17 protein-coding genes and 1 pseudogene are annotated in these 21,975 nt (G+C 69.4%); 16 read left to right on the top strand and 2 right to left on the bottom strand.

Going from position 1 to position 21,975, the window contains the following annotated elements; genetic code table 11:
* Positions 1–246: 246 nt before the first annotated feature.
* The 9 genes and pseudogenes from ACDF64_RS14390 to ACDF64_RS14350 all read left to right on the top strand — a co-directional run.
* Positions 247–903: pseudogene (locus tag ACDF64_RS14390) on the top strand (IclR family transcriptional regulator); the annotation flags it as partial.
* Between the two features lie 311 nt (positions 904–1,214).
* Positions 1,215–2,192, top strand: coding sequence for a PDR/VanB family oxidoreductase (locus tag ACDF64_RS14385; protein ID WP_394552046.1), 978 nt, complete (start codon positions 1,215–1,217; stop codon positions 2,190–2,192).
* 74 nt (positions 2,193–2,266) lie between these two features.
* Positions 2,267–3,481, top strand: a complete 1,215-nt coding sequence (locus ACDF64_RS14380; RefSeq protein WP_394552045.1) for a cytochrome P450 — start codon at positions 2,267–2,269, stop codon at positions 3,479–3,481.
* Positions 3,478–4,281, top strand: a complete 804-nt coding sequence (locus tag ACDF64_RS14375) for an ABC transporter ATP-binding protein (protein ID WP_394552044.1) — start codon at positions 3,478–3,480, stop codon at positions 4,279–4,281. Before ACDF64_RS14380 ends, ACDF64_RS14375 begins: the two co-directional genes overlap by 4 nt.
* Complete coding sequence (locus ACDF64_RS14370) at positions 4,278–5,072, top strand: ABC transporter ATP-binding protein (protein WP_394552043.1); 795 nt, start codon at positions 4,278–4,280, stop codon at positions 5,070–5,072. The genes ACDF64_RS14375 and ACDF64_RS14370 overlap by 4 nt, the downstream gene beginning before the upstream one ends.
* On the top strand, positions 5,069–5,950 hold the full coding sequence (locus ACDF64_RS14365; RefSeq protein WP_394552042.1) for a branched-chain amino acid ABC transporter permease: 882 nt from the start codon (positions 5,069–5,071) through the stop codon (positions 5,948–5,950). Before ACDF64_RS14370 ends, ACDF64_RS14365 begins: the two co-directional genes overlap by 4 nt.
* On the top strand, positions 5,947–7,035 hold the full coding sequence (locus ACDF64_RS14360) for a branched-chain amino acid ABC transporter permease (protein WP_394552041.1): 1,089 nt from the start codon (positions 5,947–5,949) through the stop codon (positions 7,033–7,035). The genes ACDF64_RS14365 and ACDF64_RS14360 overlap by 4 nt, the downstream gene beginning before the upstream one ends.
* Positions 7,032–8,255, top strand: coding sequence for an ABC transporter substrate-binding protein (locus tag ACDF64_RS14355; protein ID WP_394552040.1), 1,224 nt, complete (start codon positions 7,032–7,034; stop codon positions 8,253–8,255). Before ACDF64_RS14360 ends, ACDF64_RS14355 begins: the two co-directional genes overlap by 4 nt.
* A complete protein-coding gene (locus ACDF64_RS14350) occupies positions 8,252–9,034 on the top strand; it encodes an SDR family NAD(P)-dependent oxidoreductase (RefSeq protein ID WP_394552039.1) in 783 nt (260 codons plus the stop codon). The genes ACDF64_RS14355 and ACDF64_RS14350 overlap by 4 nt, the downstream gene beginning before the upstream one ends.
* Positions 9,035–9,069: 35 nt before the next feature.
* Here ACDF64_RS14350 and ACDF64_RS14345 read toward each other — a convergent pair whose 3' ends face one another.
* On the bottom strand, positions 9,070–9,753 hold the full coding sequence (locus tag ACDF64_RS14345; protein ID WP_394552038.1) for a TetR/AcrR family transcriptional regulator: 684 nt from the start codon (positions 9,751–9,753) through the stop codon (positions 9,070–9,072).
* A 178-nt stretch (positions 9,754–9,931) separates the two neighbouring features.
* Between ACDF64_RS14345 and ACDF64_RS14340 the strand changes: the two genes are divergently transcribed.
* The 7 genes from ACDF64_RS14340 (at position 9,932) to ACDF64_RS14310 (ending at position 20,652) form a co-directional block, all read left to right on the top strand.
* Positions 9,932–11,263: an MFS transporter gene (locus ACDF64_RS14340; RefSeq protein WP_394555155.1), complete on the top strand. Its 1,332-nt coding sequence runs from the start codon at positions 9,932–9,934 to the stop codon at positions 11,261–11,263.
* A gap of 54 nt (positions 11,264–11,317) precedes the next feature.
* Positions 11,318–14,008, top strand: coding sequence for a family 78 glycoside hydrolase catalytic domain (locus ACDF64_RS14335; protein WP_394552037.1), 2,691 nt, complete (start codon positions 11,318–11,320; stop codon positions 14,006–14,008).
* A gap of 76 nt (positions 14,009–14,084) precedes the next feature.
* Positions 14,085–15,323 carry a glycoside hydrolase family 1 protein gene (locus ACDF64_RS14330; protein ID WP_394552036.1) on the top strand — a complete coding sequence of 413 codons (1,239 nt, stop codon included), beginning with the start codon at positions 14,085–14,087 and terminating at the stop codon, positions 15,321–15,323.
* Positions 15,320–16,153, top strand: coding sequence for an SDR family NAD(P)-dependent oxidoreductase (locus tag ACDF64_RS14325; RefSeq protein WP_394552035.1), 834 nt, complete (start codon positions 15,320–15,322; stop codon positions 16,151–16,153). Before ACDF64_RS14330 ends, ACDF64_RS14325 begins: the two co-directional genes overlap by 4 nt.
* A 178-nt stretch (positions 16,154–16,331) precedes the next feature.
* A complete protein-coding gene (locus ACDF64_RS14320; RefSeq protein ID WP_394552034.1) occupies positions 16,332–18,077 on the top strand; it encodes a family 43 glycosylhydrolase in 1,746 nt (581 codons plus the stop codon).
* Positions 18,078–18,111: 34 nt separating this feature from the next.
* The gene (locus ACDF64_RS14315; RefSeq protein ID WP_394552033.1) at positions 18,112–19,089 is read left to right on the top strand and encodes an SDR family NAD(P)-dependent oxidoreductase; all 978 of its coding nucleotides are present in this window, start codon (positions 18,112–18,114) and stop codon (positions 19,087–19,089) included.
* A 60-nt stretch (positions 19,090–19,149) separates the two neighbouring features.
* Positions 19,150–20,652, top strand: coding sequence for an MFS transporter (locus tag ACDF64_RS14310; RefSeq protein ID WP_394552032.1), 1,503 nt, complete (start codon positions 19,150–19,152; stop codon positions 20,650–20,652).
* A 51-nt stretch (positions 20,653–20,703) separates the two neighbouring features.
* Here ACDF64_RS14310 and ACDF64_RS14305 read toward each other — a convergent pair whose 3' ends face one another.
* A complete protein-coding gene (locus tag ACDF64_RS14305; RefSeq protein ID WP_394552031.1) occupies positions 20,704–21,921 on the bottom strand; it encodes a helix-turn-helix transcriptional regulator in 1,218 nt (405 codons plus the stop codon).
* Between the last annotated feature and the right edge of the window lie 54 nt (positions 21,922–21,975).

Below are 21,975 nucleotides of genomic sequence, written 5' to 3'. Positions count from 1 at the left end.
GACCTCGCGCGCATCCACGCCGTCGATACCGATGATCACGGTTCCCTTGTTCACCCCGAGGCGACCGCTGGGTTGACTGGGGCGATCCGCGGCGACGATGCGCGGACCGGAATGGAGGCCAGACGTGACCACCCCGCCGTGGAGCCGTGCGGCCGTCGCCGGTGCCTGGAACCGCGGGCACGTGGTGCCGATCGCGCCGGCCCCGATCGTTCGCGAGCGCGGACGCGGATTCTCGCGAGGTGAGTGATGGCGCGCGCATCGGGGGGACGGTCCACGCTCAGCAGGCAGCTGCAGGTGCTCGACGCGTTCTCCGTCGACCACCCCTACCTCACCGCGTCCGAGCTCGCGCGCCGCAGCGGCCTTCCGATGTCGACCACGCACGTCCTCGTCGCCGACCTCGAACGGAACGGGTTGCTTGAGCGCAATCCCGATCGGACCTATCGGCTGGGCATGCAGCTCTGGGAACTGGCCTCCCGAACCCCGGGTGCCGTGGGACTGCGGGAGCTCGCGCTGCCGCACTTGGTGGACCTGCACGCCGAGGTCGGCCAGCACGTCCAACTCGGCGTTCTGGCGGGAAGTGACGTCATGTTCCTGGAGCGACTCTCGAGCAGGACCGCAGTGGTCAATGCCACGATCGTCGGCGGACGCCTCCCGGCACATGCCTCCGCGATCGGGCTCGTGCTCCTCGCCTTCTCCGACCTGGAGGTGCAGCGCTCCGTGCTGGCCGGGCCGCTGCGCCCGTTCACCGATCGGACGATCACCGATCCCGACGAGCTGCGCCGGATCCTGCACGGCGTCCGTCGAACCCGATGCGCGCTCGGCCACGGGTACGTCCACCTCGCCGCCCGCGGCGTCGCGGTCCCGGTCATCGGGGCCGCAGGTGAGGTCGTCGCCGCGATCGGCGCCGTCGTCCCGAACGACGACGAACCATGGGAGCCGATCCGCGACCGGTTGCGCCGCGCCGCTGACGGCATCGCCGGTGACCTGCGCCGCGCCTCGCTGCCGCAGGCGCACCCCGAAGCGAGCCCCGGGGACGCTACCGGGCGCTCGTGCGCTCATCGGATGAGTCGATGGCCTACCTCGCGAGCCGTCGGTCCGGCCCACGCTGACCGAACCGACCGATTTCCACTTGAAACGGAAACCGCCGCCACGAGACCCGTTGGCGGACCTACCGTTTCCGAACCGCAGTCGATGACGACGAGGAGAACACCCCGATGCCCGATCGCAACGAAGCGATGCGCGCGACGCTGCTCGCGCAGGACGCGCTGGTCGTGGAGCGCAAGCGTGCGCGGACCGACCGCGTCGCGCACCTCACGCTCGTGCGCCCCGACGGAACCCGGCTCCCGGACTGGACCCCGGGCGCCCACATCGACCTCGTGCTCCCCGACGGGACGACGCGCCAGTACTCGCTGCTCGGCGACCCGCGTGACGCGGAACGCTACGAGATCGCGGTCCTCCGCGAACCCGACGGTCGCGGCGGCTCCAGGTTCGTCCACGACGTCCTCGCGGAGGGCGACCGGGTCGGCTTCGGCGGCCCCCGCAACAACTTCCGCCTCGCGCCGTCGCCCCGCTACCGGTTCGTGGCGGGCGGCATCGGCATCACCCCCATCATTCCCATGCTGCGAGCCGTGACCGCGTTCGGCGCCGAGTGGGAACTGCTCTACCTCGGACGGCAGCGGTCGACGATGCCGTTCGTCGAGGACCTCGTCGCCGAGCACGGCGAGCGGGTGCAGGTGCGCACGTCCGAACGCGGCCGAATCGACGTCGGCGCCTGGCTCGGCGAACACCACGCGGACCTCAAGGCCTACACGTGCGGGCCCGGCACGCTCATCGACGCCGTCGCACGCGCCACGGCCGCGTGGCGCCCGGGCTGGTCGCGTGTGGAGCGGTTCGCTGCGACCGAGAGCGCCGATCCGGCCAGGACCACGGCGTTCGAGGTCGAGGTGTTCGGAACCGGGACGGTCGTCACGGTCGAGCCGGGCACCCCCGTCGCGGGCGCGCTCCGCCAGGCCGGGTTCGACATCCTCACATCTTGTTCCAGAGGGGTCTGCGGAACGTGCGAGACCGATGTCGTCGACGGCGAACCCGACCATCGCGACGCGATCCTCGACGACGGCGAACGAGCGGCCGGCACCTGCTTCTTCCCCTGCGTGTCCAGGTCGAGGAGCGATCGACTCGTGATCGCCCTCTGACCGCAGGCCGCGCCCGACCACCCCCATCCCGATCCCGACCGGCGATCCGCATGATCTCGACGAAGAGAGCACCGATGACCACCAGCACCCCGACCGCATCGACGGCGATCCCGACGACCGACGAGGACCCGTTCAGCGCGGCCGTCCTCGCCGATCCCCTCCCGTTCCAGCACCGCCTCAGGGAGGCGGGCGAGGTCGTCCTCCTCGAGCGCTACGGCGTCTACGCGATGGGCCGATACGACACCGTCCGGGCGGCGCTGCTCGACTGGCAGGGATTCGAGTCCTCTGCGGGCGTCGGCATCACCGACTTCCGCACGGAGGCGCCGTGGCGTCCGCCGAGCCTGCTTCTTGAGGCGGATCCGCCCCACCACGATGCGCCGCGCGCGGTGCTGTCGAGGATCCTCGGCCCCCGGGCGCTGCGCGAACTGGCGCCCAGATGGCAGGCCGACGCCGACCGGCTCGTCGACGAGGTCCTGGAGCAGGGAACCGAGTTCGACGCGGTCACCTCGCTCGCCGAGGCCTTCCCGCTCCGGGTGTTCCCCGACGCGGTCGGCATTCCCGAGGAGGGACGCCGCCACCTGCTTCCCTACGGGGATCACCTCTTCAACAGCTTCGGTCCCGAGAACTTCCTCGTCCAGCACGGAGCGCCGCACATCGGCGAGCACGCGGGCTGGGTGAACGAGCAGTGCGCGCGCGAGAAGATCGCGGACGGCGGCTTCGGCGACGCGATCTGGTCGGCCGCGGACCGCGGCGACATCACGCCCGCGCAAGCTCCGCTCATCGTCCGCTCGCTGCTCTCGGCGGGGGTCGACACGACCGTCCATGCCATCGGCGCGGTGCTGCATGCGTTCGCCACCCATCCGGACGCCTGGGCGATGCTGCGCGAGGATCCCGCGCTCGCGCGCGTCGCGTTCGACGAGGCCATCAGGCTCGAGGCACCTGTGCAGACCTTCTTCCGAACGACGACGCGCGACATCGTCGTCGGGGACGTGCTCATCCCGGATCGACGGAAGATCCTGATGTTCCTCGGCTCGGCGAACCACGACCCGCGTCGTTGGCCCGACCCGCAGCGGTTCGACCTCACGCGCGACCCGTCCGGACACGTCGGCTTCGGCATGGGCATCCACCAGTGCGTCGGGCAACACGTCGCGCGGCTCGAAGCGGTCTCGCTCGTGACCGCGCTCGCGCGGCGGGTCGAGTCGATCGAACTGATCGGCGAGCCCGAACGGCACCTCAACAACACGCTCCGCGCCTGGGAGACCATGCCGATGCGGGTCGAACTCTCGTGAGCGCGCGTCCCGACGCCATCGCCCCGCGACCGATCCTCAGCCTGCGTGCGGTCGGCGTCTCGTTCCGAGGCGTCCGAGCGCTCGACGACATCACGTTCGACGTGCCCCAGGGCGGCGTCACCGCGGTCATCGGACCCAACGGCGCGGGGAAGACGACGTTGTTCAACTGCATCAGCGGCATCTACCGGCACGAGGGCGACATCGAACTCGACGGCGATGCGCTCCGTCACCTCCGAGCCCACCAGCGCACGAGCGCCGGGATCGCGCGGACGTTCCAGACGCCCACGCTGCTCGACACCGAGGACGTGTTCCAGAACGTCCTGGCCGGCACCCAGGCCTGGACGACCTCAGGGCTGGCGGGCGTGCTCATCGGAAGCCGGAAGGCCCGACGCGAGGAACGCGAGGCACGCGACGTCGCGTGGCAGCACCTGACCGCCGTCGGCCTCGCCGAGTCGGCAGGCAGGCTTGCCGGCGCACTCGCGCATGCAGACCGACGTCGTGTCGAAGTCGCTCGCGCACTCGCCTCACGGCCGCGCATCCTCATGCTCGACGAGCCGGCCGCGGGGCTCAGCGCCGCGGAATCCGACGAACTGCTCGCCCTGATCGCGGCGCAGAGCCGGACCACCGGCATGACGAGCATCCTCGTGGAGCACGACGTCGCGCTCGTCATGCGGACCGCTCGATGGATCGCCGTGCTCGACGCCGGCAAGCTCCTCGCCACCGGATACCCGGACGAGATCCGGGCGAACCCCGCGGTCGTCGCGGCATACCTGGGCGTCGACGCGGAGGTGGCGGCATGAGCCTGCTCGAGCTCGAGAACCTCACCGCGCGCTACGGCCGGGTGGGGGTGCTCCACGGCATCGACCTCCACGTCGAGGAGGGGAGCATCGTCGCCCTCCTCGGAGCGAACGGCGCCGGCAAGTCGTCACTGCTTCGAGCGATCTGCCGGGCCGTGGACACATCCGGGACCTGCAGGTTCGACGGCGCGGATCTCGGGGGAAGGTCCACCGCATCAATCGCACGGCTCGGAATCGGGCACGTGCCCGAAGGCCGCGGCACGTTCGCCGACTTCACCGTCGAGGAGAACCTCCGGATCGGCTCGGTCAGCCGTCGGGGGTCGCGTTCGAAATCGTCGGTCGCGGCCGACTTCGAGCTCGTGTACGAGACGTTCCCCGTGCTCCGGGAGTTCCGGCGTCGGCCGGCGGGCGCCCTCTCGGGAGGCCAGGCGCAGATGCTCGCGGTCGCGCGCGCGCTGCTGTCCAGACCCCGGCTGCTGCTCATCGACGAGCCATCGCTCGGCCTCGCACCGCTGACCGCACGCGACCTCTTCGATCGGCTCAGCGGCCTGCGCGATGCCTGGGCGCTCACGATCCTGCTCGCGGAGCAGAACGCCAAGCTCTCGCTCGCGATCGCAGACCGGGCCGTCCTGCTCTCGCGAGGTCGCGTGGTCCACGAAGGCCCCTCGGGCGATCTCGAGACCGTCGATGCCGTCCATGCGGACTACCTCGGTGCGGGCAGCGCTTCCCGGGAGCGAACACCTGCATCGGAAGACCCGGTCGAGATCGGCGCGAACCAGGGGAGTGAGCGGTGATCGAATTCCTGCAGATCAGCCTCGACGGGCTGATGACCGGCGTCGTCTACGCCGCGCTCGCCCTCGCGCTGGGCGTCGTGTTCCAGGGGACGGGCATGCTGAACCTCTCACAGGGTGAGCTCGCCGTCGTCGCCGCGTACATCGCGTGGTCCTGCGTGCAGATGGGCATCCCGATCTGGCCCGCCATCGTGATCGCCGTGGTCGCCTCCGCAGCGATCGGCTCGGCGCTGTACCACGGGGTCGTCCGATTCGTCCCCCCGCATCGCGAAGACTCCCTGATGACCCTCGGGGTCACCCTGCTGCTCGGCCTCAATGCGATCGTCAGCATCGTCTGGGGAACCGACCCCCGCGGATTCCCGAGTCCATTCGGGACCTGGGTCGTGAACTTCGCAGGGCTCCGACTCACCAGCCAGCAGATCGGCGGCGTCGTACTCGTCGCCGGCACGATGCTCGTGATGGCCCTGGTCTTCACCCGGACCACCTTCGGACTCCGCCTTCGCGCGGTGGCCCAGAACCCGCGCTCCGCCGCGTTCCTCGGACTCCGCGCCGGGGTCTGGCTGTCCGCCGGCTGGGCGGCCGCATGCGCCGTCGGTGCCGTCGCCGGCGTCGTGGCCGCGCCGACCCTTGGCCTCTCGCCGGCGATGATGACCGTTCCGCTGCTCATGGCGCTGGCCGCGGCGAACCTCGGCGGCATCGGCAGTCGCGTCGGCGTCGTGGTCGGCGGGCTCCTCATCGGCATCCTGACGGCGATCGGAGGCCGGTACATCCCCGGACTCGGCGGTGACCTCAACGTGGTCTTCGCATTCGCGATCGTGATCGCCGTCGTGCTGGTCAAGCCTGCCGGCCTGTTCGGCAGAGAAAGCGTGGTGCGAGCATGAGCGCCCCCGTCTTGGACTCCAACCCGGTCGTCTCGAAGAGCGCCCCGCCGATCCGCGCGTCGCACCGTCGCATGGGGTTCTGGCTCGCGATCGCGGCGATCGCGGTCGCCGGCACCGTGCCCTTCCTCATCAGCGACTACGACCTGTTCAACCTGAGTCGGGTCGGGGCGGTCGCGATCGGCGTCGCCAGCCTCAACCTGCTCACCGGATTCTCCGGGCAGGTCAGCCTCGGGCAGGGCGCGACGTTCGGCATCGGCGGGTACGCCGCGATGATGACGATGCGATTCCTCGAGTGGCCCGTGGGACTCGCGCTGCTCGCGGCCGTCATCGTCGGCGCAGTGGTCGGCCTCGTGATCGGACTCCCCGCCGTCCGCATGGGCGGGTTCAACCTCGGCCTGCTCACGATCGTGATCGCCGCCCTGTTCCCGGTCCTCCTGTACCGTTTCTCCGACTTCACGGGCGGCCAGGCAGGCGTCACGCTGGTCGCACCGGCATTCCCGTCGCCGACCGAGTCGCTGACCGACGCGCAATGGCAATACCTCGTCGTGCTCGGGCTGCTCGTGCTCACCATCGTGTTCCTCGACCGGCTCGTCGGACGCAGGACCGCGCGGGCGCTCGCGCTGATCCGCGCCAGTCGGATCCTGGCTGCAGCGAACGGCGTCGACGTCGAACGGGTCAAGCTGCAGCTTTTCGTGATCAGTTCCGCCCTGGCCGCATTCGGCGGAGCGGTCTTCGCATTCGTGCTGGGACTCGTCGTCCCCGAGTCCTACCCGCTGATCTTCTCGATCACCCTGCTCGTCGCCTCCGTCGTCGGCGGCAGCCGATCGTGGATCGGCGCGGTCCTGGGAGCCGCGATGGTCGTCTTCCTGCCGTCGTTCGCGAGCTCGGTCATTCCCGGCGAATCATCCGCGTACCTCGCCCAGCTCGCATTCGCTGTCGTGCTCGGTGTCTGCGTCATCGTCGCCCCCGACGGCATCGCAGGTGGAGTGCGTCGCGTGAACGCCTCGATCCGGCGCACGCTCCGAGCTCGCCGCCAGTCCCGACCTGCAATCCACCCGACCACCCACCGAGAGGAACCCCGATGAATCACCCAGCACGCCGTGGCAAGGTCGCCACGATCGCCGTCGCAGCAGTGGCCATGCTCGCGCTCGCCGGCTGCACGCCCCGAGCCGGCGCCGCCGACACCGGAGGCTCCGCCGAGGACGACAGCCCGATCGTCATCGGTGCCAGTTGGCCCCAGAGCGGACCGCTCGGTTCGGTCGCGCCGGGCCTGTCCGGCCTGGAGGCCGCGATCGCCGCAGCGAACGAGGACGGCGGCATCGACGGCCGCGAGATCAAGCTCGTCACCGCCGACGACGCCTACGACCCCGCACGCCTCGTCGAGAACGAGCGGAAGTTCGTCGAGCAGGACGGCGCGATCGCCGTCGTCAACTTCGGCGGCATCGCGATCGCCGGCCGCGAGTACCTGGGGCGGAAGGACGTCATGGGCGTCGCGATGGCCGGGAACTCCCCGCTGAGCGACATCGAGGCGTTCCCGATGCAGCGAGCATTCTGGCCGGATGTCTCGTGGGAGGCGCAGCTGCAGGGCAAGTGGCTGAACGAGAACGCGCCGGACGCGGTCGTCGGCTACATCGGGTTCAACAACGACCTCACCGAGAGCCACCTCGCGGGCCTCGCCGCCCAGGGCATCACCCCCGCACAGGTCGCGGCGGTCCCGCCCGGCACGGCCGACCTCAGCGCGCAGATCAGCCAGTTCCAAGCCGCCGGCGTCGACACCGTCATCATCAACATCGGCGCACCGACCGGCGGGGCGACGCTCGCGTACATGGACCAGATCGGATGGAAGCCGACGGTCTTCCTCTCGTCCACCGTCTCCGACTTCCACACCGTGATCGGCATCTCGGGTCCGAAGGCGGTGGAGGGCGCCTACTCCTATCAGTTCTTCAAGGACCCGTCCGACCCGCGCTACGCCGACGACGAAGTGGTCGCCGCGTTCGTGGAGGACATGGAGGCCAGCGGCCATGCCGAGGACGCCTCGAACGCGCTCGCGCTCGAGGGCTACGGGCTGGGCGCCGCCCTCGTCGAGGCGCTCGGCCGCGCCGAGACGTACGACAGCGAAGGCCTCCTCGCGGCGTGGGACTCGTTCGACGCAACCGAGAACCCGATGCTTCGCGACGGCACCACCCTGGACGCGAGCGCGCACGGTCGCGTCATCTTCCAGTACCAGCTGAGCCGATTCGACGGCACCAGCTGGACCGACGCGGGCGACATCGAGGACGTCCGAGACCTCGGCATCGTCGAGTGATCGAACACGCGGATCGCGTGTACGTGGTGACGGGTGCGGCGTCGGGAATCGGCGCTGCATCCGCGGCCCTGCTCGCACAGCGCGGCGCACGGGTGATCTCGGCGGATCTCGCCTGGGATGACCAGGGGGAGCCGTCGCCGGGGATCGAGCGCGTCGTCCTCGACGTCGCGGAGCCGATCGGCTGGAACGAACTGGCCGAGCGAATCCGTGGGGAGGGGGGCGCCCTGCACGGGCTCGTGAACGCGGCCGGGATCACGCGGCGGGCCCGACTCGCCGATGCGGCCCCCGAGGACTTCGAGGCGGCGTTCGCGGTGAACGCGATGGGCCCCGCGCTCGGCATCCAGGCCCTCGCACCACTGACGATCGCTGGCGGATCGATCGTCAACATCGGCTCCGCAGCCGGGTCCATCGCGCACTACGGCATCGCCTACGGTGCGAGCAAATGGGCGCTCCGCGGGATCACCAAGTCGGCGGCGATGGAGCTCGCGAGTCGCGACATCCGCGTCAACCTCGTCAGCCCCGGATACATCGACACTCCGATGACCGCGAGCGCGCCCGATGCGTTCCGGGCCGCGAGTCTCGACACGACGCCGATGGGTCGCGCCGGCAGCCCTGTCGAGGTCGCGGCCGTGGTCGCGATGCTGCTCTCGTCGGCTTCGTCGTTCGTTACCGGTGCCGAGATCGCGGTCGACGGCGGCCTCACGGGGCACGGGGGAGGGCTAACGGTCGCTCGGGCGATGGGGTCTGCGCCGTCGGGCCCTGACTCCAAGGCGACTTGATCCGCGCAGGATCGAGGTGTCGGAGCGTCGCGTGGTCAGTCCGACGGTGACGATGCGTCGAGGGTTCCGCGCCGATCATCGTCGGTCGTGACCAGTCGCATGAACGTCTCGAGCAACGGCAGGGTCGGCCTCGTCGGGTCGAAGAGTGCCTGGATGCGCAGTCCGTCGATCATCGCCATCAGCATCGTGACCTTGTCGTCGGCGGTGAGCTGCTCGCTGTCGTGTGCGGTGGTGAGTTGCCCGCTCGAGAAGTGCACGCGCATGCGCTCACGTCGTGAGATGAAGAAGTCGTGCGCCGGGTGCTCGGGGTTCGTCGCGGCCACGGTGATCGCCAGCCAGTTGCGCTGGTGTTCGGGGTGGGCGAACTCGTCGGCGAGCACGCTGGAGAGCACGCGCTCGGCCGAGACCTTCGACTGCATGATGCGGCGCGCCATCTCCTCGTCGTCGTCGTCGCGCTGTGCGAGGGCGGCGAGGAGGAGATCATCCTTGCTGGCGAAGTGCCGGAGGAGTGCGGCGTGCGTCAGGTTGGCCCTGGCGGCGATGTCGCGGAGGGAAGCGCGCTCGTAGCCGTGCTCGGCGAAGCTCGCCAGGGCGGCGCGGACGATCTCGGCGCGGCGTGCCGGCGTGCTCGCGTACGGTCCGCGGCGGCCTCGGGGGGCGGAGGTCGGCGCCGCGGCATCCGGCGCCTCGGCGATGACCGACGAGTTCGAACCGTGCATGTCTTCTCCCCGTCGGCCCATTCATCGAGTCTGGCAGGCCGGCATCCGAAGCCGACTTGTCAATCGTAACCGCTGTGGTTACTCTTGGCCATAACGTAACCAGTCTGGTTACTTTTGAGGAATTCCTCAGCACGGCCCGCGTACGATCGCGTGGTCGGCTTCACCGATGAAGGAGTCAATGGTGACGAAGAACGAGCCGGGCGCGGAGCAAGCCGTCGGCCTCGCCGTGTCCGACGCGAATGTCGCGCCGGCGGTCGACAGCGCGGTGGCCGAGCCGCAGCAGCCGATGAGCAAGGGCTACATCGCCTGGCTCATGCTCGCGAGCTTCGGGGCATCGATGGCGATGATGGTGCCCCTCTCGTACGGCATCGCGGTGCGCATCACCGAGCTCGCGCCGGGCCACGAAGAGTTCCTGGGCTTCATCACGGGCATCGCACAGGCGGTCTACCTCGTCATCAGCCCGCTCGTCGGCATCTGGAGCGACCGCACGCGCTCGCGGTTCGGCCGCCGGAGCCCGTTCATCTACCTCGGCACGGCGATCGGCCTCGCGGGACTCGTCGTCATCGGCCTTGCGCCGAGCCTGCTCGTCGTCGGTGCCGGTTGGGTGCTCGGCATGGTCGGCTGGTCGATCGCCGGTGCAGCCCTGCAGACGATCCAGGCAGACAAGCTGCCCGAATCGCAACGAGGCAAGGTATCGGCCCTCACCGGCCTCATGACGCAGATCGCACCGGTGCTCGGCATCGGTGTCGCCTACGCGGTCTCGTCGAACACGTTCCTGGTCTTCGTCGTGCCGGGTGCGATCGGCGCCGTGCTGCTCGCGCTCTTCCCGCTCATCAAGCCCGAGGGCAGCTCGAAGGACCTCGCTCCCTCGACGCAGGTCACGGTCAGGTCCGTCATCTCGAGCTACGGCTTCAACATCCGCAAGTACCCCGACTTCGCGTGGAACTGGCTCGGTCGCTTCGTCTTCTTCATCGGCCTGTACTTCAACACGACCTTCGGCACGTTCTTCTACGCCCAGCGCCTCGACATGCCCGTGCGCGAGGTCGCCGGCGTGGTCGCCACGGTGGGCATGATCGGCGTGCTCGCAGCCGCCATCGGTGCGATCGCCGGCGGATTCCTCTCCGACAAGCTCCAGCGTCGTCGCCTGTTCGTCATGATCGCCGCCGTGCTGTTCGTCGTCGGCGCGGTCGTCGAAGCCACCGCGTGGTCGCTCCCGCAGATCGTCGCCGGCGCCGTGCTCATGCAGCTCACGATCGCGGTGTTCGCGACCGTCGACCAGGCGATCGTCTACGCGATCATCCCCGAGCGCGACCAGGCCGGTCGATACATGGCGGTCATCCAGTTCGCCCAGAAGATCCCCAGCGCGGTCGCGCCACTGCTGGCCGGTCTCGTGATCATGCTCGGCGCGACCGGCGGAGAGAAGAACTACACCCTGCTGTACCTGCTCGGTGCCGCGTTCGCCTTCTTCGGCGGCCTCATCATCCTGCTCAAGGTCAAGTCGATCCGCTGACCCGGGCGCACGCCCGCCCCGATCTCCCAGCAGCAGCGAAGGAAGCGATCCGTCATGCTCACCGCACCCTCCGAACTGGCCGTCGACGCAGGCGGCGACGGCTTCGCCGTCACCGGTGCCACGCCGCGGCTCTCGTGGAAGGACCCCGTCGACCGCGACATCCGCGCCGCGTACCTGGTCGAAGCCGTGATCGACGACGCTGAGCCGCTCGTCGCCGAGGTGACCGGTCGTCGTCTGGTCGCCTGGCCGTTCCAGGCTCTGCGAAGCGGTCAGCACGTGCGGTGGCGCGTTCGCGTCGCGGACGAGCGAGCGACGGATGCCGCGTGGTCCGCGTTCGCGGTGTTCGAGGCGGGTCTCCTCGACGAAGACTGGACCGCGCACTGGATCTCGCCGGTCGAGGCACCCGTCCGTTCCGACGACGACCCCGGATACGGGCGGCGCGCCGCTCACGTGCTCGCGGGCGGCTTCACGGTCGCCGGCGCGGTCGTGACCACACGGCTCTACACGACCGCGCTCGGCGTCTACACGGCGACCGTGAACGGCGAGCGCGTCGGCACGGTCGAACTCGCGCCGGGCTCCACGTCGTACGACCGCACGCTGCATGCGCAGGCCGCCGACGTCACGGCCCTCGTCCGCGACGGCGACAACACGATCGAGCTCGATCTCTCCGACGGCTGGTACCGCGGCCAGGTCGGCGCGTTCCGCCTCCCCGCCGGATGGGGCACGACGCTGGCTGCCCGCATCGAACTGCACCTCGAGCTCGCCGACGGCACCCGGCGGGTGGTGGTCAGCGACGGGACGTGGACGAGCCGCCGCTCTGCGATCACGCGCGCCGACCTCATGGACGGGCAGACACTCGACCTCTCGGTACCGCGCGCGGCCGAGTCATCCGTACTCGTCGATGTCGTCGACGCACCACCGATCGACTGGTCGCCCGCGCCGCCGGTCCGCGTCGTCGAGACACGCACGCCGGTCGAGCTGCTTCGCCTCGCCGACGGAGTGTGGCTCGCCGACTTCGGGCAGAACGCGTCCGGGTGGATCCGGCTCACCGACCTCGGCACTCCTGGCACCCGCACCGTCATCGACTACGGCGAGGCGCTCGGCCGCGACGGTGACCTCGACACCTCGCACCTCGACTCCGAGCGGCCCGAGGGGCGCAAGGCGTTCGTGCAGCGCGACGAGGTCGTCGCGGGGGAGCAGGCGGGCGACTTCGAGCCCCGCCACACCGTGCATGGCTTCCGGTACGCGCGGATCACGAGGTCCGACGACGGCACGCTCGCGCCGGCATCCCTCGCGATGCGCATCGTGCAGACCGACCTGCGTCGCACGGGCGCGTTCGCGTGCAGCGACGACGACCTCAACCGCCTGCACGCGATCGCCGACTGGAGCTTCCGCGGCAACGCGGTCGACGTGCCCACCGACTGCCCGACCCGCGAACGACTCGCCTGGACGGGCGACTACCAGGTGTTCGCGCCGATGGCGACGCGCCTGTACGACGTGCACGGCTTCAGCCGCAAGTGGTTGCGGTCGGTGCGCGACGACCAGCTCGACGACGGTCGCATCGCGAACTTCTCGCCCGACGGCCGGCGCATCAAGCACCACCTCGACGACCAGTTCGCGATGATGACCGGCTCGTCGGGCTGGGGCGACGCGATCGTCGCCGTGCCCTGGGAGCTGTACCTCTCCTATGGTGACGAGCAGGTGCTCGCCGAGAACGTCGATGCGATGGTCCGGTGGGTCGAGTGGGCGCTCGAGCAGGCGCGCACGACCCGGCACTTCGCCCGCGTACACGCCTCCGCCGATCCTCAGCCGTTCGAACAGTACCTCTGGGACGGCACGTTCCACTGGGGCGAATGGACCGAACCCCAGCAGCGTGACGCCGACGGCAACCGCATCGACCCCATCAAGCACAATCCGATGGCCTGGTTCATGGCCGACAAGGGCGAGGTCGGCACCGCGTACCTGCACAGATCCACCGCGACGCTTGCCCGCATCGCGGGCATTCTGGGCCGCGACGAGGATGCCGCCCGCTACGCGGCGATCGCCGACCGCATCGCCGAGGCCTGGCGGCAGGCATACCTCCGCCCCGACGGAACGACCACCACCGACACGCAGGCCGCCTACGTGCGCGCTCTCGCGTTCGGCCTCGTGCCCGACGAACTCCGCGAGGCCGCGGTCGATCGCCTCGTCGAGCTGATCAGGGCGGCGGGCACGCACGTCGGCACCGGCTTCCTGGCGACCGGCGACCTGCTCCCGGTGCTCGCAGACCACGGGCGGGCGGATGTCGCATACGAGCTCCTGCAGCAGCGCACCGCGCCGTCGTGGCGGTACATGCTCGACCGCGGCGCGACCACCGTCTGGGAGGACTGGGAGGGCATCGACGAGCACGGCGACGCCCACGAGTCCCTCAACCACTACAGCAAGGGCGCCGCGATGCGCTTCCTGCACACCCACACCCTCGGGCTCCGACAGGACATCGACTCCATCGGCTGGGAGCGGGTCGTCATCGAGCCCGTCCCCGGCGGCGGCGTCACCTGGGCGCGCGGCTCGCACGACGGCCCGCAGGGCACGATCACGGTCGAGTGGCGGATCGAGGGCGAACGGATGTCGCTGACTGCCGACATCCCGTCGGGCACGAGCGCCCGCGTGGTGATGCCCGACGGCACCGCGCACCGGATCTGCGCCGGGCGGCACGACGCATCCGCGCCGCTTCCTGCCGTCGTCGCCGTACCGGTCACGGCCTGACCCCATTGCCGCGGGAACGGCACGCGGCATCCAGAACCGAAATCACACCCGCTCAACGAACGAGAGGAACGAACCCATGACCACCTTCCCCGATGGATTCCTGTGGGGCGCCGCAACTGCGGGCCACCAGATCGAGGGCAACAACGTGAACAGCGACTGGTGGGCGCGCGAGCAGATGATGCCCGGCATGGAGCTCTCCGGCGACGCCGTCGACAGCTACCACCGCTACACCGAGGACATCCGCCTGCTGGCCGAAGCCGGACTGACGTCGTACCGGTTCAGCTTGGAGTGGTCGCGCATCGAGCCGGTGCGCGGGTACTTCTCGAAGGCCGAGCTCGCGCACTACCGGCGCGTGATCGACTGCTGCCTCGAGCACGGGGTGACCCCGGTCGTGACGCTGCAGCACTTCACCACGCCGCAGTGGTTCGCCGCCCTCGGCGGCTGGGACGGCCCCGAGGCGCAGGAGCTGTTCTGCGCCTACGTCGAGCAGGCCTGCACGATCCTCGACGGCGTCGAGTGGGTCGCGACCATGAACGAGCCGAATATGCAGGCCGCGATCATGACCGCGATGCGCCACCTCGCGGCATCGGGCGGCGAATGGACCAGTCCCACGGTCGAGGCCGACGGCGACGAGGAGAAGAAGCAGACCCACAGCGAGTTCCTCACGTACGCCGATCCCGAGATCGGGCGCCTGTTCACCCGCATCCACCACGCGGCCCGCGCGATCGTTCGCGCGCGCACCGGCGCGAAGGTCGGTTGGACGATCGCAGCCGGCGCGCTGACCGCGGCGCCCGGCGGTGAGGAGAAGCTCCTCCAGATCCGCCACGGCAAGGAGGACGTGTACTGGGAGGGTTCGCGAGGCGACGACTTCGTCGGAGTTCAGGCGTACTCGAGCCAGCAGGTCGACGCGAACGGACTCGTGCCGCACCCGCCCGCTCCCGACAACACGCTCGTCGGGACCTCGTTCCGTCCCGACTCGCTCGCGATGGCGGTGCGCCACGCCTGGGAGATCAGTGAGCACACCCCGATCGTGATCACGGAGAACGGCATCGCCACGGCCGACGACACCCAGCGCATCCGCTACACCGATGAAGCCCTGCGGGGCCTCGCGGGCACGATCGCCGACGGCATCGACGTGCGCGGCTACCTGCACTGGTCGCTGCTCGACAACTTCGAATGGGGCCACTGGGAGCCGACGTTCGGCCTCATCGCGGTCGACCGCGACACGTTCGTGCGCACCCCGAAGCCGAGCCTCGCCTGGCTCGGCGCGGTCGCCCGGTGCAACGGGCTCGAGTCGGCGGAGGTCGCAGCGTGAGCTTCCCGTTCGCCGACGTCTCGACCCGCTCGCTGACTGACCTGCTCTCGCTCGCCGGCCGTCGCGCCGTCGTCACCGGAGCCGCACAGGGGCTGGGCAAGGCCATCGCGGCACGACTGGCCGAAGCCGGTGCCGACCTGCTGCTGGTCGACCTCAACGCCGACGCCGCGCGCGCGGCCGCCGCGGAACTCGCCGACCGGTACGGCGTACGAGTCGCGAGCACGCGCGCCGACGTCGCCGACGCGGCCTCGGTCGCGGCGGCCGCGGACCTCGCGGTCGCCGAACTCGGCGGCATCGACATCTGGGTCAACAACGCCGGGATATTCCCGAACGCGCCCGTCACGATGATGCCCGACGAGATGTGGGACGCGACGTTCGCGGTCAACGCACGAGGCGTCTTCCTCGGCTCGCGAGAAGCGGCGCGTCGCATGTCGGCCGACGGATCCGGCGGCGTCATCGTCAACATCATCTCGACGGCGGGCGTGCAGGTGGCGTTCCCGGGGATGGCCGCCTACGTGGGTTCGAAGCACGCCGCGCTCGGCATGACGAAGTCGCTGGCGGTCGACCTCGCCCCGCTCGGCATCCGCGTGCTCGGCGTCGCACCGAGTTTCGTGCCCACCGAGGGCAACATCGCCGCCGCGAAAGCCGGCGCCGAAGCGGCCGCCGCCGCCGGCATCGAGATGCCCCCGCTCGACGTGATGAACACGAGCAGGATCGGCCGCATGGGCACCCCCGACGACATCGCCCGCGTCGTGCTCTTCGCCGCGAGCGACCTCTCGATGATCATGACGGGCAGCACGCTCCTCGCCGACGCGGGCGAGACGGTCTGACCCGTGCCGACTCCGGCGCAACGGCCGGTGCGAGGAATCCAGCAGATCCAGATCGGCCGGATCTCGTCGACCGACGGCCGGGCGCGCGACACACTGGCGCGCCTGGTCTCGGCCGGATTCGGCGGCTGCTGCCAACTTGATCGACCCCACGCTCTCCGACTGTTTCGAAGGAACGACCTTGGCCTCTCGCATCGTCTGCAACCCGCTCGACCTCGCCTACCGGTATCAGGATGTGCGCACGCCGTTCGCCGGTCGCAGCGTGCATCGCGAGGCCGCCGACCCGACCGTCGTCCTCTACCGCGGCCGGTACTACATGTTCGCGTCGATGACGCGAGGGTTCTGGCACTCCGACGACCTCGTCGAGTGGACATTGCAGCCGAGCGAGAAGATCCCGGCGATCGACTACGCACCCGACGTCCGCGAGGTCGACGGTGCGCTGCTCTTCACGGCGTCGCGGCGCACGAACGGCCGCTTCTTCCGCAGTGTCGATCCGCTCACCGATGACTTCGAGGAGGTCGCCCCGAGCGACATCGCCTTCTGGGACCCCGACACCTTCCAAGACGACGACGGCCGGCTCTACCTGTACTGGGGCTGCTCCCACAAGGAGCCGATCCACGGCGTCGAGCTCGACCGTGCGACGCTGCAGCGCATCGGCGAGCCCGTGCCGCTGATCGCGGCCGACACCGAGACCCGCGGATGGGAACGAACCGGCGACGACTACGTGCCCGAGGTCCGGCGCGGATTCGCGGGCAAGGTCTTGGACGCCTACATCGGCGACGCACCGTTCATCGAGGGCGCGTACATGACCCGCGTCGGCGACCGGTACCACCTGCAGTACGCGGGACCGGGCACGCAGTTCAACACGTACGCTGATGGTGCCTATGTCGGCGACGGTCCGCTGGGCCCGTTCGAGTACGACCCGCACAGTCCGTTCTCGTCGAAGCCGGGCGGGTTCATCACGGGCGCCGGGCACGGCAGCACCTTCCAGGATCGGCACGGCAACTGGTGGCACGTCGCCACCATGCGCGTGTCGGTCAACGCCGACTTCGAGCGGCGGATCGGGCTGTTCCCGGCCGGGTTCGACGACGACGGCGCGCTGTTCTGCAACCAGAACTTCGCGGACTACCCGATGCAGGTGCCCGACCGCGCGTTCGACCCGTGGACTGAGGCATCCCCGGGCTGGATGCTGCTCTCGTACCGCGCCGCCGCGATCGCTTCGTCGTCGGCCGACGGGCACGACCCGGCGCTCGCGACCGACGAGTCCGTGCGCACCTGGTGGGTCGCCGGCTCGGATCGGCCGGGGGAGTGGCTGCAGCTCGATCTCGGCGCTGAGGCCACCGTCCATGCGTTGCAGGTCAACCTCGCCGACCACGACCTCGCCTCGCGCGCACCCAGACGCCGCGACCTCGCGAAGGCGACGTTCGGCAAGCGCGCCGTCTTCCCCGACTCGCAGCCGACCGAGGTGCGTGTTGAGGTCTCGCTCGACGGTGTCGAGTGGGCCGTCGTGCACGACACGATCGGCACACGCGAGGATGCCCCCCATGCGTTCGTCGTGTTGCCCGAGGCGCGACGCGCGCGGCACATCCGGGTCACCGCGGGCGCGATGCCCTTCGGGGGAGCCTTCGCCGTGAGCGGGCTGCGCGTGTTCGGCCTCGCCGACGTGCCGCTGCCTGGCGCAGTCGATGTCGTCGGCGAGCGGCGCGATCCCCGCACGGCTTCGTTGCGGTGGGAGGCCGTGCCGGGCGCTGTGGGCTACAACGTGCGCTACGGGCTCTCGCCCGACAAGCTCTCCCACTCGTGGCTCGTCTACGACCGGACCGACCTCGAGGTCGGGTCGCTGAACGCGGGGCATCCGTATTGGTTCGCCATCGACAGTTTCAACGGTGCCGGCGTCACACCCGGCGCACCGACCCGCCTCGACTGACCACGCCCACTTCTCTCAGAGACAGGAATCGAACATGCATATCGCGAACAAGGTCTTCGTCGTCACCGGCGCCGGCAACGGCATCGGACGCGAGACGACGCTCCGCCTCCTCGCCGGTGGAGCCTCGGTCGCCGGCGTCGATCTCAATGCCGACGGGCTCGCCGAGACCGCCCGGCTGGCCGGGGCGGGCGGCCGTTTCTCGCAGCACGTCGTGAACATCACCGATCGAGAGGCGGTCGCCGGGCTTCCCGCCGCGATCGAGGCGGCGCACGGCCAGGTCGACGGCATCGTGAACATCGCGGGCGTGATCCAGCAATTCATGAAAGTCGTCGACCTGCCGTTCTCCGAGATCGACAAGGTCATGAACGTGAACTTCGGCGGCGTCATGAACATGTGCAAGGCGTTCCTGCCGACGCTGCTCGCGCGCCCAGAGGCGGCGATCCTCAACGTCGCGAGCATGGGCTCGTATGCGCCGGTGCCCGGGCAGGCGGTGTACGGCGCGTCGAAGGCCGCGGTCAAGCTTCCTCACCGAGGCGCTCTACGCCGAGCTCCTCGACACGAACGTGCAGGTGAGCGTCGTGTTCCCCGGCGCGATCGGCACCGATATCGCGGCGAACTCGGGAGTCAGCCTGGCGGGCGACGCTTCAACCGAGGCGCCCGCGTACAAGACGACCAGTCCGGTCCACGCGGGGAAGGTCATCGTCGCTGCGATCGAGAAGGCGCGATTCCGCGCCACGATCGGGTCCGACGCTGCGGCGATGGACCGGCTGTCCCGCCTCAATCCGCGGTTCGCGACCACCCTCATCGCGAAGCAGATGGGCGAACTCCTCGAGGCGTGACGCCCGGATTTCCCGGTGACGCGGGCCAGAGCGCAGTCGAGTGCGCTCTGGCCCGCGTTCGTCATGTGGCGCTGACTCGGCGCGCGCAGGATTCGCCGATTCTCTTCTATGTCCGCTCTGGGACTTCTATCGGGGCCCCTGCTCCTCTTCCTACGCTTGCCTTCGGCTCATGAGACGCCCGGCGGAACGACCCGCCGATCGTCGGAGCGGATTCCCGAAGGAGCGAACACGCAATGGCGCGTAACCCGAAGCAGACGGCCAGCGAGGCAGACGGCGTGACCTACCGCCGCGCCCGAACGTGGGAGATCGCGTTCTCCCAGATGAACAACGGCTCGGCGATGATCTTCTACGTCCTCGTCGGGCTCATGAGCTACCTCCAGAACGCCGGCTACGGCATCGCGGTGGCGGCGGCAGGCCTGATCCTGACCCTCACCCGTGTGTTCGACGGCCTGATCGACCCGGTGCTGGCGCTCATCATCGAGAAGGTGAACTTCCGGTTCGGGAAGCTGCGGTTCTTCATGTTCGGCGGATGGCTCATCCGCTCGGTCGCGATCCTCATGCTGTTCGTCTGGGGCGCCGACACCGGGCTCGGCGCGGTGTACTTCATCGCGATGTACCTCGTGTACATCATCGGCTCCTCGATGAACGACATCGCAGGGCAGATGACCGGGCCGGTCCTCACGAACGACCCGCGACAGCGGGCGACCGTGCAGGTGTGGTCCACGGTCTACGCATACCTCGTGCCCGCGGCCTTCTCGATCATCTCGACCGTGGTGTTCCTGCCGCGGCATGGCAACCAGTTCACGGTCGGGATGCTCAGCGAGACCGCGATCACCTACGTCGCCTGCTCGCTCGTGTTCCAGATCCTCGCCTGCATCGGCGTCGCCAGGATCGACAAGCCCGAGAACTTCGCGCACATCTCGGTCGACCGCGCCAAGGCCGACGTCTCGTTGCGCGACATGTGGGACGTGCTCACGAAGAACGGGCCGTTCCAGCGCTACCTGATCAGCGGGGCATCCGACAAACTCGCCCAGGTGGTGAAGTCGCAGGCCGTGATCGGCACGCTGATGTGGGGCATCCTGCTCGGCAACATGCAGCTCGGCTCGGTGCTCGGCCTCATCGCGATTCTCCCCGGCATCGTGTTCGCGATCTTCGGCGCCCGCTACGCGGGAAGGCACGGATCCAAGGCGGCGACCGTCACGTGGACGTGGATCTGCCTGATCCTCGCCACGGTGCTGACGGTGTTCTGCCTGGTCGTCGACATGGGTTCGATCCTGGGCAACCTCGCCCTCACGATCGGATTCTTCCTCGTGTACCTCCTCCTCAACGGTGCGTCGATGGTGGTCACCGTCGCGTCCGGCACCATGCGGGCCGACGTCATCGACTACGAGCTCGACCGCTCCGGCAAGTTCCTCCCCGCCACGGTGACCGCGACGTACAACATCGTCGACCAGGTCATCACCTCGCTCGGCGCGGCGCTCGCACTCGGTGCCGTCGCCCTGATCGGATTCACCACCGTCATGCCCCAGCCCACTGACAACGCATCGGTTCCCATCCTGCTCATGAGCCTGGCGCTCTTCTTCGGCCTGCCGATCCTCGGCTGGGCGATCTCGCTGATCGCCATGCGCGGCTACAAGCTCGACCGAACCGAGATGATCGAGGTGCAGAAGCGCGTCGCCGAGAAGAAGGAAGCGCTGCAGTCGGCGGAGAGCGAAACCGAGGTCGTGCTCGCCTGACGAGCGCCGATGTCGGGGGCCGCGGATCGTGCATCCGCGGCCCCCTGCACGTCAGCCCGTGTGAGCCTCGCGATAGGCGGTCGGCGTCATCCCGTGCGCCTCTCGGAACACCTTCACGAAGTAGTTCGCGTCGTCGTAGCCGACGAACAGCGCGATATCGCGCACGCTCTGCGTCGTGGTGGCGAGCAGTCGGGCCGCGCGCTCGGCCCGCTGCCGGGCCGTGTACGCGACGATGGTCATGCCGGTCGCCGACTTGAACCGTCGCGCGAGCGTGGAGGTGGATACCCCGAGCCGGTCCGCGAGCTCGGTCGTCGAGACCTGGCTGCTGAGGTGGAGGTCGATCTCGTCCGTGACCCGACGCACCAGAGCCGGATACTCGCGCTGGTTGTGACGACGGACGTGTCGGCAGAAGTCGGTGACCATCTGCGCGGTGAACGAGGCGGAACGCTTCGGGTCGGAGGAATGGCCGATGCGGTGCAGTCGTTGCGCATACTCCTGCGAGATCGCATCGACGGTGACCGGCGGCAGTCCGCCGCGCTGCGCGGCGACCCGGGCCATGATCCGCAGGATGGTCGTGCCGAGGAACGGCGTGTTCAGGTAGCTGATGGTCTGCGGCATCCGGCCCATGCGTTGCAAGGCGGAGAGCGCTCGTTCGGATGAGCCAGTCTCGACGGCGTCCATGAACTCCCGTTCGAGTCGATAGCGCTCTTCGATCACGGTGAATGCGGCGGACTGCGGAGCCTCCCGGACCCCGGGGGCGATCGTCCCGCCTTCTGCTTCGACCTCGCGAAGACTGCCGAGCGCATCCTCGCCGCCGCCTGCACGAAGCAGGCTGGCAGCTCCGCGATACACGTACTCGGCGTCGACGATCGGATACCTGGTGCGGTAGTACTTGTAGATCGGGAGGTGGGCACTGGGTATGCCCAACCGGCTCATGGCCTCTTCGGCGAGACCCGGATGCATGGGCTCGTGCGTGTACGGGCCGATGACGAGCAGACGGTCATCCCAGCGGACGAGTGCGATGGCCATCCCGAGCGGCTCACGGATCTCATGCACGACCTGCCGGTCCATGTCTCGCACGAACCCGCGGAGCACCGACGCGGTGAAGGCAGGTTGGATGCGCGGGTCGAGGCAGTGCGCCGACTCGAACGCGTCGAGTGCCGAGGCGATGTCGGTCGTGAGTTCGAGCGGACAGCTCAGGACCTCGGCCACCGCGGCCGCGATGGGCTCGAGTGCGTCGTGCGGATCTGCATGCGATGTCGTCGTCATCGATGTGCCTCGGGTTCGTGTGAAGGCAGGAAGCGCCGAATCAGTTCTGATCGC

The sequence above is a fragment of the Agromyces sp. MMS24-JH15 genome, assembly GCF_043518605.1.
Lineage (GTDB): Bacteria > Actinomycetota > Actinomycetes > Actinomycetales > Microbacteriaceae > Agromyces.
Note: the sequence above shows the minus strand (reverse complement) of the source record. Positions and strands in the feature narration are given on the sequence as shown.